The sequence below is a fragment of the Rhodoluna sp. genome (assembly GCF_036721215.1).
In the GTDB taxonomy this organism is placed as follows: Bacteria; Actinomycetota; Actinomycetes; order Actinomycetales; family Microbacteriaceae; genus Rhodoluna.
This window is the reverse complement of sequence record NZ_DAIMLM010000001.1, coordinates 581140-594089: the sequence shown is the minus strand read 5'-3', so window position 1 is coordinate 594089 and position 12950 is coordinate 581140. Positions and strand designations below refer to the sequence as shown.

At 49.9% G+C, this 12950-nt stretch carries 10 protein-coding genes and 1 pseudogene; 5 read left to right on the top strand and 6 right to left on the bottom strand.

Annotated elements, in window-relative coordinates:
* Window positions 1–15 precede the first annotated feature (15 nt).
* Together gabT and AC9UCN_RS03020 are read left to right on the top strand one after the other, a co-directional pair.
* Window positions 16–1341, top strand: a complete 1326-nt coding sequence (gabT, locus tag AC9UCN_RS03025) for a 4-aminobutyrate--2-oxoglutarate transaminase (RefSeq protein WP_509523552.1) — start codon at window positions 16–18, stop codon at window positions 1339–1341.
* A gap of 13 nt (window positions 1342–1354) precedes the next feature.
* Window positions 1355–2713: a transaminase gene (locus AC9UCN_RS03020; RefSeq protein WP_509523550.1), complete on the top strand. Its 1359-nt coding sequence runs from the start codon at window positions 1355–1357 to the stop codon at window positions 2711–2713.
* On the opposite strand, the gene AC9UCN_RS03015 is transcribed toward AC9UCN_RS03020, so the two are convergent.
* The 4 genes from AC9UCN_RS03015 to AC9UCN_RS03000 are packed head-to-tail and all read right to left on the bottom strand — an operon-like array spanning window position 2702 to window position 6808.
* Complete coding sequence (locus tag AC9UCN_RS03015; RefSeq protein ID WP_509523549.1) at window positions 2702–3508, bottom strand: ABC transporter permease; 807 nt, start codon at window positions 3506–3508, stop codon at window positions 2702–2704. The genes AC9UCN_RS03020 and AC9UCN_RS03015 overlap by 12 nt on opposite strands.
* Window positions 3505–4413 carry an ABC transporter permease gene (locus AC9UCN_RS03010; protein ID WP_509523548.1) on the bottom strand — a complete coding sequence of 303 codons (909 nt, stop codon included), beginning with the start codon at window positions 4411–4413 and terminating at the stop codon, window positions 3505–3507. The genes AC9UCN_RS03015 and AC9UCN_RS03010 overlap by 4 nt, the downstream gene beginning before the upstream one ends.
* 4 nt (window positions 4414–4417) lie before the next feature.
* Window positions 4418–5548 carry an ABC transporter ATP-binding protein gene (locus AC9UCN_RS03005; RefSeq protein WP_509523546.1) on the bottom strand — a complete coding sequence of 377 codons (1131 nt, stop codon included), beginning with the start codon at window positions 5546–5548 and terminating at the stop codon, window positions 4418–4420.
* Complete coding sequence (locus AC9UCN_RS03000) at window positions 5549–6808, bottom strand: ABC transporter substrate-binding protein (protein WP_509523544.1); 1260 nt, start codon at window positions 6806–6808, stop codon at window positions 5549–5551.
* Window positions 6809–7042: 234 nt separating this feature from the next.
* Here AC9UCN_RS03000 and ald point away from each other — a divergent pair, with 234 nt between their 5' ends.
* Window positions 7043–8158, top strand: a complete 1116-nt coding sequence (gene ald, locus AC9UCN_RS02995) for an alanine dehydrogenase (RefSeq protein WP_509523542.1) — start codon at window positions 7043–7045, stop codon at window positions 8156–8158.
* Window positions 8159–8510: 352 nt separating this feature from the next.
* Here the strand turns inward: ald and AC9UCN_RS02990 are convergent.
* Together AC9UCN_RS02990 and AC9UCN_RS02985 are read right to left on the bottom strand one after the other, a co-directional pair.
* Window positions 8511–9101: pseudogene (locus tag AC9UCN_RS02990) on the bottom strand (FtsK/SpoIIIE domain-containing protein); the annotation flags it as partial.
* Between the two features lie 151 nt (window positions 9102–9252).
* On the bottom strand, window positions 9253–10689 hold the full coding sequence (locus AC9UCN_RS02985) for a gamma-aminobutyraldehyde dehydrogenase (protein WP_509523540.1): 1437 nt from the start codon (window positions 10687–10689) through the stop codon (window positions 9253–9255).
* Window positions 10690–10856: 167 nt separating this feature from the next.
* On the opposite strand from AC9UCN_RS02985, the gene AC9UCN_RS02980 reads away from it, so the two are divergent.
* Together AC9UCN_RS02980 and AC9UCN_RS02975 are read left to right on the top strand one after the other, a co-directional pair.
* Entirely contained in the window at window positions 10857–11330 is a 474-nt protein-coding gene (locus AC9UCN_RS02980; protein WP_509523538.1) for an Lrp/AsnC family transcriptional regulator, read from the top strand.
* A gap of 172 nt (window positions 11331–11502) precedes the next feature.
* Window positions 11503–12855, top strand: coding sequence for an aspartate aminotransferase family protein (locus AC9UCN_RS02975; protein ID WP_509523659.1), 1353 nt, complete (start codon window positions 11503–11505; stop codon window positions 12853–12855).
* Window positions 12856–12950 lie beyond the last annotated feature (95 nt).

The window sequence follows — 12950 nt, the reverse complement described above, 5'->3', positions numbered from 1 at the left end:
TAGAATTAGGACACCATGGAAATCACCCAAGAACTCAAATTAGTTACCGCTATTCCAGGGCCAAAGTCCCTGGAATTTCACAAAATGAAGCAACAGGAAGTTAGCCACGGTGTTGGCACTATGTTGCCGGTATACATCGAAAGAGCTCACGGAGCTGTTTTGGTTGACGTTGATGGCAATCAACTCATCGATCTTGGAAGCGGAATTGGTGTTGTCACCATAGGTCACACCAACAAACAAGTAGTTGACGCTGTCATGGAGCAGGTTCAAAAACTTACCCACTCTCTTTTCACCGTAACCCCATACCTTCCTTACCTTCAGGTCTGCGAAATTCTGAACCGCAGAACCCCTGGCAAGTTTGAAAAACGTTCCGCCTTGTTTAACTCAGGTGCCGAAGCGGTTGAAAACGCTGTGAAGATTGCTCGCAAATACACCGGCCGAGGCGAAATAGCTGTCTTCGATCACGGTTACCACGGACGCACGAACCTAACCATGGCCATGAACTTCAAATCTCACCCTTATAACAACGGCTTTGGTCCTTTTGCACCTGGTGTGCATCACGTTCCAATGTCTTACCCGTTCCGCGATCCACAAGGCATGACCGGTGAAGAAGCCGCTCGTCGCGCAATTACCTATATGGAAAAGCGCGTTGGAGCCGAAAGCTTGGCAGCAGTAATCATCGAGCCAGTTCAGGGCGAAGGTGGATTTATTGTTCCAGCTCCGGGCTTTTTGAAAACAATTGCTGACTGGGCCGCAAAAAATGGAATTGTCATGGTGGCCGATGAGGTCCAATCCGGTATCGCAAGAACTGGAAAGTGGTTTGCCAGCGAATGGGAAGAAGGCTTCGAGCCTGATCTAGTGATTATCGCCAAAGGTATTGCAGGCGGTATGCCGATTTCGGCAGTAACAGGCCGAGCAGAAATCATGGATGCATCTCACCCGGGAGGCCTTGGTGGAACTTATGGTGGAAACCCAGTTGCTGCAGCTGCAGCCGTTGCTGTTCTAAACCAATTAGAAGCCGGCGGAGTGCTAGAGCAAGCAGAAAGAATTGAAAAGATTCTTTCGGCTCGATTGGCTCAGATGAAGGCTAAGTACCCAGTAATTGGCGATGTTCGCGGCCGCGGAGCAATGCAGGCCATTGAATTCATTGAACCTGGAACTATGAATCCAAACTCCAAAGCTGTAGAGGCGGTATCTAAATACGCACACAGCCATGGTGTGGTGATTCTGAGCGCTGGAACTCACGGAAACGTGATCAGGTTCCTGCCGCCGCTAGCGATATCCGATGCCCTGCTGAACCAAGCACTGGACATCGTAGAAGCTGGCATCGCCTCCCTTTAATTAGGCACAACTCATGACCTCTTTTTACGATCCACCGCGCCTAGAGCAGCTCTTTGCCAAAGAGCTAGAGCAGTTTGTGAAAACTCATCCCGAGTCCAAAAAGCTTCACGACAAAGCGGCCGGACCCATGATGAATGGTGTTCCAATGTCTTGGATGAAAAAGTGGCCAGGACCCTATCCGGTTTATGTAGCTAGCGCCAAAGGAGCTCACTTCACCGATGTAGACGGCAATGACTACGTCGACTTTTGCCTCGGTGACACCGGAGCCATGGTTGGTCACTCCCCCGATGCATCCGTTGCGGCAATAAAGAAGCGACTTGATAAGGGCATCACCTTTATGTTGCCTACCGACGATGCCGCCATTGCCGCACAAACTCTTGCCGATCGTTTCGGTTTAGAAAAGTGGCAATTCACTCTCACCGCTACCGATGCCAATCGACATATCATTCGCTACGCCAGGCACGTCACTGGCCGCAAGAAAATCGTTATTCATGACTACTGCTACCACGGCACCGTGGATGAAACTTTCGCCAACCTCGACGAGCAAGGTAACACCATTAGCCGCGCTAACAACATTGGTGCTCCAGTAGATCTAAGCGAAACTACCTGGGTTGTCCCATTCAATGATCTAGCTGCTGCTGAGAAAGCCTTTGCATCTGGCGAGATCGCAGCAGCCCTAATTGAACCGGCAATGACCAACATTGGAATCGTGCTTCCTGAGCCTGGTTATCTTGAAGGGCTAAGGCAGCTTGCGACAAAGTACGACGTGATCTTGATTCACGATGAGACACATACTCTTTCCGAAGGTGTTGGGGGCATGACTAGAAGACGCAACCTTCGACCAGACGCAGTCATACTTGGTAAAACCATAGGTGCTGGAATTCCTGCTGGAGCTTTTGGCATGAGCACAGCCCTCGCCGAGCGAATCGCAAAAAGTGTTCACCTTGAGCACATCGACGTAGGTGGCGTGGGGGGAACCTTGGCAGGTAACGCACTATCCATGGCTGCTATCCGCGCAACTCTAACCGAGGTGCTTACGGAAGAGGCATTCGAAAGAATGGAGAAAATCTCCATCGAATGGACTAGAGCTGTTCAAGAAGTTATCGGCGAATTCAATGTTCCGTGGCAGGTCAGTCAGCTTGGCTGCCGAGCTGAATACAGCTTTAGATCAACTGCCCCAAGAACCGGTAAAGAAGCAGCAGATGCCGATGATTTCGCGCTGCAGCAGTATCTTCAACTTCACGCCATCAACCGCGGAGTTCTAATGACCCCGTTTCATAACATGGCTCTGATTTCACCTGAAACAACCCTTGAAGATGTGAAGCGTCACACCCTGCACTTCAGGGAAGCTGTTGAAGCTCTATTTGGCTAGTTTTGCAATTCTCTTGCGCTTTAGTGCGCCACCGAGCTGGAATACTAACACCAGCGCAATCGCAAAGATAAACACCGCTGAACCAATAACGTTTGCCTCCGGCGGAATACCACGTAGGGCTGCTGCGTAAACGTACTTCGGGAAAGTAATCTCGGTGCCAGAGTTGAAAGCAGTCACGATATAGTCATCGAAGCTAAGGGCCAGAGATAGCAGCGCCGCAGCCATGATTCCAGGCAACAACAGTGGGAAAGTAATCTTCATAAACACCTGAGTTGGTGGCGCATAGAGGTCCCTGCCAGCTTCTTCAAGCTTTGGATCGAGCGTTGCGATTCGAGCCTTTACAGTTACGACCACAAAGCTCAGGGTGAACAAAATGTGACCGACGATTACGGTACCGATACCTCTTGGGATACCAACGTTGAAAAACTGTGCCGCAAGACCGGCACCCATTACTACCTCTGGGGTAGCAAGCGGCAAGAACAAAAGTAAGTTGGTTGCGGAGCGGAACTTGAACTCGTATCTGGTAACAGCGATAGCAAGCATGGTTCCCAAAATTGTCGAAACAATGGTTGCGGTAACTGCAATCAGGATTGAGTTACCAAAGGCCTCACAAACCGCCTCGTTGTTACATACCCCAGTCCAGTTATCAAAAGTGAAACCCTGCCAGCCCGGGGTGTTCTTGAACGGGTCGTTGAAAGAAAACACGAAGGTGTAACCAATTGGGAACATAAGAAAGATAAATGCCAGCGAGATGTAGGTAGGAAGAAGGTACTTTCCCAGACTGAACTTGTTCAAAGCAGGTCCTCCGTTCCAGTTCGCCTGATGTAAATCGAGACCAGCACCACAATCGCGGCCATTAGCATCACAGACAATGCCGACGCGCTAGGGAAGTCTTGAATTGTGATGAAGTTGGCTTCAATCACGTTTCCAAGCATCGAGGTATTCGGGCTTCCAAGGAAGTTACCGCTAGCGGTTACGTAATCACCTGCGATCGGGATAAACGTCAGAAGAGTTCCAGATGTAATTCCAGGTATGGAAAGCGGGAATGTTACCTTCCAAAAAGTACTCGAGGGCTTCGCGTAAAGGTCATTTCCAGCTTCCAATAATGCAGTGTCTAAGCGTTCCAAGTTTGTGTAAAGAGGAAGTGTCATAAAAGGAATGAAGTTGTAAGTCAAACCAAACACGACCACGAGTGATGATCCGAGCAAGAATTCATTGTCCGCCAATAGCCCTAGGTCTCTCAATGTTGTAGAGATAAAGGAGTCCTGACTAAACACCTGCTTCCATGCAAAGGTGCGAAGCAAGAAGCTAATGAAAAATGGGGCAATAACCAGTGTCAATAACAGCGCCTGCAAGACCGGCTTATTTCTTGCCTTTACCCCGATGAAGTAAGCGATTGGATAGCTAATTGCCAACGCCAACAAAGTTGCCAAGGTTGCGTAGAAAAAAGATCGGATGATCTGATCGAAGTATTCCCCCACCACAAAGGCGTAGTTTCCAAACTCAAGACCTGGCTGATAAACACCAATCCCTCCGCCAAGAACTGGCGCCTGAAGTGAAGTGGTGATTAGAGAGGCAAAAGGTGTAATGAAAAACAGGCCTAAGTAAAACAAACCAGGCAGCAAAAGAATAATCAGAATTTTTGGATTCTTTTTCTTCCCTGGGGTCTTGAATTTCTTGACCGATACCTGGGTTGACATACTGCTAGTTACCTTCAGGCTTCGCTTCAGGAAGATCGGAGAGTCCGTAGCTGTGCTCAACCTTCCAGCTAACCCAAACCTTGGCACCAAGCTCAGTCACAGGAGATTTTCCGATGTTCTGGGCGAACACCGTAACTTCCCCAAGGTTTGGAATCTCGATTAGGTACTGGTTGCTAACACCGGTGAACCTAATGTCAATTATTTCTCCCGGGCCAACTACGTTTAGCCCTGCGCTAGCATCAGGCTCAGCATCTTCGTGGAAGAAGGCCTTCTCGGGTCTAACGCCGATAGCAATTTTGCCAGTGGTCTTTTCTGCACGGTTGGTTGGAACCTTTATCTGTCGTCCCGCAACGCTGATGCTGACAGAGTCTCCAGAAGTTTCAACTACGTCACCAACAAAGATGTTTGATTGACCCAAGAACTTAGATACAAAGAGTGTCTTTGGTCTTTCGTAGAGAGCTTCCGGAGCACCCATCTGCTCAATTCGACCCTTGTTCATAACCGCAACGGTGTCGGCCATGTCCATGGCCTCTTCCTGGTCGTGGGTTACGTGCAAGAAGGTCAAACCAACTTCGATCTGAATAGCCTTTAGCTCAACCTGCATTTGACGTCTTAGCTTTAGATCCAGTGCACCAAGTGGCTCATCCAACAACAGAAGCGATGGGCGGTTAACTAGTGCTCTAGCAAGCGCCACACGTTGCTGCTGACCTCCAGATAGCTGGGTAGGTCTGCGCTCTGCTAGGTGTTCAAGTTCAACCAACTTCAGAGCCTCAGTTGCTTTTGGAAGAGGTTCGCTAACTTTGCGCTGACGAAGACCAAAAGCGACGTTTTCCAAAACTGACATGTGTGGGAACAGCGCGTAGTTTTGGAACACAGTGTTCACTGGTCGTTCGTGAGGCTTGATGTTAGTGACGTCTTGATTACCTATAAGGATTTTTCCCTTAGTTGGTGAGTCAAGACCTGCAACCAATCGCAAGGTCGTTGTCTTTCCGCAACCAGATGGTCCAAGCAGTGCGAAGAACTCACCGGCTGGAATCTTTAGGTCAAGATCCTCAATGGCAACAAAGCCAGGATATTCTTTCCTAATTCCAACTAGCTCTAAATCTGCCCCTCTGGCAACGAACTCGACGGCCAACTAAGCGCCCAGCTGAACTCTGCCCCAAGCGGTTACGAAGGACTGCTCTTCTTGAGCGGTCAAAGCACGGAATCCGTGAGTCGAAGCTAGGAAAGCCTCGTCTGGGAAGATCAACTTGTTTTCGGCCAATTCAGGATCCAACTTGATTGCTTCCTCGTAGGCTCCAACTACCGGTGTGATGTAGTTCACCCAAGCGGCAAGTTCTGCAGCGTTTACTGGGTCGTAGTAGTAGTTCATCAACAATTCAGCGTTCTTCTTGTGGGTTGCACCCATTGGAACGGTGAACATATCTGACGAGATTGTGCCACCTGACTCGGGCATGAAGAATCCAAACTTGTCGAATCCAGCGCCGAAGTTCATCTGAACAACGTCTCCAGACCAAACAATTCCGGCAACATACTCATCGTTGGCAAAGCCATCCATGTATTCGTTACCCGCGAAGGCCTTGATCTTCTTGTCGGCGTAAAGAGCAGCGATGTCGTCGATAACTCCGTTGAAAGCGTCTTCAGTTAGAGAAGAGGCGCTGGTGATGTCGATTCCCTTTGAAAGTGCAATAACTCCAATGGTGTCTCTCATCTCCGAGATAAGCACGATACGTCCATTTAGCTCTGCTTGCCACAGGTCCTCAACGCTTTCCGGTGCGTCTTTTCCGGTTAGCTCTTTGTAAAGTTCCTTGTTGTAAGCGATACCACCCAAGATTCCCTGGTAAGGAAGCGTGTAGTCGCGGTTTGGGTCGTAGGCTGCGCCCAAGTATGCAGGGGCAACATTGGCCTTGTTTGGAATGTTTGCGGAGTCAAGTTTTTGAACCTGTCCATCATTTACCAAACGAGCTGCTAGCCAATCGGTTGGGCAGATAAGGTCTGCTCCAACATCTTTACCTGCAATGAGTTCGTTTCGGTTAATTCCGTACCACTCGTCGTTGTCGTTGTACTCTTCTAGGTACTCAACGGTAATTCCAGATTGCTCTTGGAAGCGGTCAAGAGTAGGACGTGAAAGCTCGTCTTCTGAAAGGTCCATGTAGCCTGGCCAGTTGTACCAAACCAATACCTTCTCGGAATCCGAGACGTCGGTTGCAGGAACCAAAGCTTCTGAAGTTGCGCCGCCGCCATCGCCGGCAGGTGCACAAGCTGCCAAACCAAGAGCGGCTCCAACACCGGCAGCTCCAGCTAGTGCGGTTCTACGAGTTAGTGTCTTGCGACGAGACATCTTTACAAGCTCTGCAAGCATCGGGTCTTGTGGGAGAGAGTTTGGATCTTTCATTATTGGCGACTCCTGGTGTTATAAAAGGCGAACAAGGAAAGAGCTGGGTTGTCCCAGACCCTTGGACTTTATCCTGCCACAAAAATTTCCCGCAAAAGCCAAAAAACCGCCATTTGGCAAGGAGAAATTTGAGCGTGTCCCAGGCCCTAAATTGCCCCTGACACGTGGTCTCCCGAGCGGGTATCCTTCTAAAGGCGCCCATTGAGGTTCCAATTTCGAACTCAGGAGAACCCGATGAAGATCTCAATTCCCAAAGAGGTCAAGAACAACGAATACCGCGTTGCGATTACTCCGGCTGGAGTGCACGAGCTTGTCTCTGCCGGCCACGAGGTCACCGTCCAAGCTGGAGCTGGTCTTGGTTCAGCTATTTCCGACCAGGAATACCAATCGGCTGGAGCCAAGATTGGCGCTTCCGCGAGCGAAACTTGGGCCGCTGGGGACCTAGTACTAAAGGTAAAAGAGCCAATCGAATCTGAGTATCCGATGCTTCGCGAGGGCCTGACACTCTTTACTTTCCTCCACCTCGCCGCAGACCTTCCGCTAACTAACGAGCTGATCAATAAGAAGGTAACCGGAATTGCTTACGAAACCGTTCAGCTTCCTTCTCGCCAGCTTCCTCTTCTTGCACCGATGTCTGAAGTTGCCGGTCGCCTTGCACCACTTGTTGGAGCCAGCACGCTACTGCGTCAAAATGGTGGCAACGGAATGCTACTTGGCGGAGTTCCAGGAACACGCCCTGCCAAGGTAGTTGTTCTAGGTGGCGGCGTTGCCGGCACCAGTGCGGTAGCGGTGGCAGTTGGAATGGGTGCCGAGGTAACAGTTTTGGACACAAACTTGAATAGACTCCGTGAACTTGACGCTCTTTACGCCGGAAGACTAAAGACAATCGCCAGCAACACTTTCGAGATTGAGCGTGCGGTTTTGGAAGCTGACCTAGTTATTGGTTCAGTTTTGATTCCTGGAGCCAAGGCTCCAAAGCTGGTCACTAACGCACTGGTAAAGAAAATGAAGCCCGGTGCTGTTTTGGTGGATATAGCAATCGATCAAGGTGGTTGCTTTGAAGATTCCAAGCCAACCACTCACGCGGAGCCGACTTTCAAAGTTCACGACACTGTTTTTTACTGTGTGGCAAACATGCCAGGCGCCGTCCCCCACACCTCTACCTATGCGCTGACGAATGCAACCTTGCCATACGTGAAAGCAATTGGGAATCAGGGTTGGAAGAAAGCTCTTGCGGCCGATCCAGCTCTGGCTCTTGGTTTGAATACATTTGACGGAGTGCTTGTGAACGAACCGGTTGCGGTTGCTCACTCGATGAAGGCAACTGAGCTAGCAAAGGTTCTGGCCTAACTCCTAAAGGAAAGCCAAAGCTCTCAGCCTGATTGCTACCTAGGTAAACAATCGCACTGGCCCAACCAGCAACATTTATGCTCCTGTGCTTGCCTGGATTGATTCCAAGCTGAACCATATCAATCGGGTCCGAAGATGACATGGCTACCCTGGCTCGCAGGTTTGTCAGCATCGCACGCGACACCCCGCTCAGTGATTGGGTTGCTGCCACAAGGTGAACCCCTAACGACCTGCCACGTGCTGCAATGTCCTCAATGGTGGCAAGGGCCTTTGGTCCACTTGCTAGAGCCGCCACAAACTCATCCACCACAACCACCAAGCGAGAAAGTTTGTTACCCGTAGCAACATAATTTTCAATACTCGAGCACTTGGTACTTGCAAACAGCCGCTCCCGCTCCGCTAGTTCATTGGCTAGCAGGGCATAAAGACCTAGCTGGCTTGCCTGATCTAAATCGGTAGCTATGCCAATTGAAACTTCCGCAAATTCTCCTAGTGCTGCGCCACCTTTGTAATCAAAGAGAGCGAGCTTGAATTCCTGAGTTGCGCGCAGCGAAGTCAATAACAGTCTTAGAAATTCGGACTTACCAGATCCAGTTGGGCCAACAACTATTAGATGCGGCCCATCGCTAACCAAGTCCAGAACCAGGTCCCTGTTTTCGTTCGCGCCAATCCAGCTCACTAATTTGCCCGCCCCTACGCCGTTGACCCTGAAGCGATCCTGTTTGATTCGATCAAGAGCAAGAGCAAAATGGTCGCCTGTTGATGCCTTCGATAGCTCGGCAAGAAGTAGCTGATGCCATTGCGCTTTCCAGAGAAACTGAAACCTTGGTAACACTCGGTTGCCAATGGCAACTGCTGCATTTGATAGATGCACGACGCTGTATTCATCAAACTGCGGATAGCGGTTTTTGTAGCCTTGCGTTCCAATAAGAATCAGCACCATAAGAACGCTTATGAGTGCTAGCTGCCAATAGCCACTTGAAAAACCAAAACCGAGGCCAATGAGCATCGAGGGTAAATACCAAATCCATTGCATAAAACTAAACCTGCCTCAGATTGAGACAGGTTTAGTTAGTACGTTTGCAAGTTGTGGATTAGTCCCCGATGTAGCTCATGACGTGCTTGACGCGGGTGTAGTCCTCAAAGCCATACATCGACAGGTCTTTTCCATAACCGGAGTGACGGAAACCACCATGAGGCATCTCGGCAGCAAGTGGGATGTGGGTGTTGATCCACACGCAACCAAAGTTCAAGCCCTTGCTAAAGCGCATTGCGGTGGTGTGATTCGATGTCCATACGCTGGCAGCAAGACCATACTTCACATCGTTGGCGTTGCGCATAGCCTCATCGGCATCCTTGAACTTCTGAACTGTTACCACTGGACCAAAGATTTCGTTTTGGATGTGCTCGTCTTTTTGCTGCAGGCCAGACAAAACGGTTGCCTCTAGGAAGTAACCATCTCCTGGAAGCTGAGAGCCTCCAGTTTCTAGTTTCGCGTGTGATGGCAAGCGGTCAATAAAGCCCTTGACTCGCTCGAGTTGGTTCGCGTTGTTGACTGGGCCAAACAAGATGTCATCTCTCTGAGGGTCTCCGGTTTGGGCATTCGCCTTCACTTCGGCTACAAGCAGGCCTAAGAACTCATCGTGCACATTCTCGTGCACCAGAATTCTGGTAGCGGCGGTGCAGTCTTGACCGGCGTTGAAGTATCCAGCGACCACAATCTGTGCTGCTGCCTTCTGAAGATCAGCATCTGGGAACACAATTACCGGCGCCTTGCCACCAAGTTCTAGGTGAACCTTCTTGACATCGGCTGCTGCAGATTTAGCAACTTCCATTCCGGCACGAACCGAACCGGTAATGGAAACCATTTGTGGGATTTCGTTTTCGATCATGGCGCGGCCTGTGTCGCGGTTACCTGTCACAACGTTGAATACACCGGGAGGAAGGTGTTCTGCTGCGATTTCTGCCAACAACAGTGTTGAGGCAGGGGTGGTATCAGATGGCTTTAGGACAACGGTGTTTCCAGCTGCAATTGCTGGAGCAAATTTCCAAACTGCCATGTTCAATGGGTAGTTCCAAGGAGTCACCTGACCGATAACACCAATTGGCTCGCGACGAATAGAAGAAGTGTGATCGCGAGCATATTCAGCGGTAGCGCGACCCTCTAGGTTTCTGGCAGCTCCTGCAAAAAATCTAATCTGGTCAACAGAAGGATCCATTTCATACTCAACAAGTGTTGGTCTTGGCTTGCCGGTGTTTTCAGATTCCACATCGGCAGCTTCACCGCTTCTTGCAGCAAGTGAGTCGGCAATTCTAAATAGCGCTAGCTGACGCTCGGATGGTGTGAAGTGGCTCCACACTTCGAATGCAGCTTCGGCAGCTTTGTAGGCACTTGCAACATCAGCTTCCGAAGAAACCGCTGCGGTGGCGTAAGTCTTGCCGGTAGCTGGGTTGACAACATCGGATCTTTCGGAGGAGCTAGCCTCAACGTATTTTCCATTGATGAAGTTTTTTAGTTCGCGAACTGCCATTTGTTCATACTCCTTTGTAGAAGAGGCGGCGAGCCTCTATTTAACTATCGATTCTAACCCCAGAAAATGACCCCAAAATCTCGAGTTTTGTATCGAATTAGTTGCGGTTTGAGCCTTTGGGAACCGATTCGTTTGCTAATTCAATGCTTGGCTGGCAAAATCCATGTATGTCAAGAAGTGGAAGAGCCAAGGCTTCTTCGCTCGACGACGTCTCGAAATTGATCATCGAGCAGCTCCAAGATGATGGCCGAAGGTCCTACTCCGAAATAGGTAAGGCCGTAGGCCTTAGCGAAGCAGCCGTTAGACAACGGGTTCAAAAACTCACCGAAAAAGGCGTCATGCAAATCGTTGCGGTGACCGACCCAGTTCAGCTTGGTTTTTACACCCAGGCAATGGTTGGTATCAAGTGCAGCGGAGACACCAGCGAAATAGCCGACGCTCTTGGCAAGATGACCGAGGTGGACTACGTGGTCATTACAGCAGGAAGCTTCGATATCCTCGTTGAGATCGTTTGTGAAGACGATGACTCGCTAATCAAGATTATTAACTCAAAAATCAGACGGTTGGCTGGCGTAACTTCGACCGAAACCTTCGTATATTTGAAGCTAGCAAAGCAGTTCTACAACTGGGGTACCAGGTAATCCCCTAGAAACGAATGGAATAGAAAAAATGGCAGTTACAGAATCTAGGGCAAAGAAACTTGTTGCCGGGATCAAGTCCCTTCTAAAGCGCACCGTCAAGGTGGGAGCGGCCAAGACTCCCAAGCTCGCACTCGTTGAGGCGCGTAAAGAAGGTAAGAAGATAACTCCTGCCATGCTGGAAAAATCCGCCAAGAAGCATCTTTGGATGCACTTCACCCGTCACGGGTCATTTGCCAACAAAGAGATTCCGATCATGGCTAAAGCCGAAGGTCACTACGTTTACGACGTCCACGGCAAGAAATACATCGATGGTCTATCAGGACTGTTCTCCGTAAACGCAGGCCACGGCCGCAAGCGCCTAGCTGACGCTGCTTCCAAGCAGATCACCGAACTAGATTTCTTTCCGCTTTGGTCCTACGCCCACCCACCAGCTATTGAGCTAGCCGAGCGTTTGATTTCTTATGCGCCTAAAAACATCAGCCGAGTGTTCTTCACCACCGGTGGTGGTGAAGCGGTAGAAAGTGCTTGGAAGATTGCGAAGCAGTATTTCAAGATGACCGGCAAGCCAACCAAGCACAAAGTTATCTCTCGTCACGTCGCCTACCACGGAACCAGCCAGGGAGCACTTTCGATCACCGGTATCCCGGCAATGAAAAAGATGTTTGAGCCGCTAGTTCCTTCGACATTTAGGATTCCAAACACCAACTGGTACCGCGCTCCTTCTTCATTCAAGACCGAAGAGGAATTTGGAATCTGGGCCGCTAACCGTGCCGAAGAAATGATTCTCTTTGAAGACCCAGAGACCGTGGCGGCAATCTTCGTTGAGCCAATCCAGAACTCCGGTGGTTGCTTCACCGCCCACCCTGCTTATTTCAAGCGCCTGCGAGAAATCTGCGACAAGTACGACATCTTGCTGGTAGCCGATGAAACCATCACCGGTTTCGGTCGCTCTGGTGCGATGTTTGCATGTGAAAGATACGGCATCGAACCAGACATGATGATTACCGCTAAGGGAATTACATCTTCTTACCAACCTCTTGGAGCACTTTTACTTACCGAGAGACTGTTTGAGCCCTTCACAACCGGAACCAACATCCTGGCCCACGGATATACCTTCGCGGCTCACCCGGTCGCGTGTGCTGTAGCACTTGAGAACCTAGACATCTTTGATGAAGAGAACCTGGTTGGAAACGTTGCCAAGAACTCGGCGCTGTTCAAGAAGACTCTTGAGAAGCTATACGACCTTCCAATTGTTGGAAACGTAAGAGGAGACGGTTACTTCTTTGCTATCGAGCTAGTCAAGGACAAGAAGACAAAAGAGCCTTTCACCGCTCCAGAGCGTGAGAAGCTTCTTCGCGGCTATCTTGCCGGAAAGCTACTTGAAGAAGGTCTTTACTGCCGTGCCGATGACCGAGGTGACTCAGTTATCCAGCTAGCACCACCGCTTACCATCGGAGCTAAAGAGTTCAATGAGATTGAGCAGATTCTTCGCAAGGTGCTAACCCCAGCGATGAGTAAGTTCTAACAAAAGCTATCTTTACCCCAAGGCCCCAAGTGGGTCTTGGGGTTTAGCTTTTCCACAACCCAAAAAATCGCCTTGACGGAATCAAAAAGCGACAA

Bases quoted from the DNA above. Each gene is read 5' to 3' on its own strand.
- AC9UCN_RS03020 (WP_509523550.1), top strand. From the start codon at position 1,355: ATGACCTCTTTTTACGATCCACCGCGCCTAGAGCAGCTCTTTGCCAAA.
- AC9UCN_RS02975 (WP_509523659.1), top strand. From the start codon at position 11,503: ATGCTGGAAAAATCCGCCAAGAAGCATCTTTGGATGCACTTCACCCGT.
- AC9UCN_RS02985 (WP_509523540.1), bottom strand. From the start codon at position 10,689: ATGGCAGTTCGCGAACTAAAAAACTTCATCAATGGAAAATACGTTGAG.
- ald (WP_509523542.1), top strand. From the start codon at position 7,043: ATGAAGATCTCAATTCCCAAAGAGGTCAAGAACAACGAATACCGCGTT.
- AC9UCN_RS03000 (WP_509523544.1), bottom strand. From the start codon at position 6,808: ATGAAAGATCCAAACTCTCTCCCACAAGACCCGATGCTTGCAGAGCTT.
- gabT (WP_509523552.1), top strand. From the start codon at position 16: ATGGAAATCACCCAAGAACTCAAATTAGTTACCGCTATTCCAGGGCCA.
- AC9UCN_RS02980 (WP_509523538.1), top strand. From the start codon at position 10,857: ATGTCAAGAAGTGGAAGAGCCAAGGCTTCTTCGCTCGACGACGTCTCG.
- AC9UCN_RS03010 (WP_509523548.1), bottom strand. From the start codon at position 4,413: ATGTCAACCCAGGTATCGGTCAAGAAATTCAAGACCCCAGGGAAGAAA.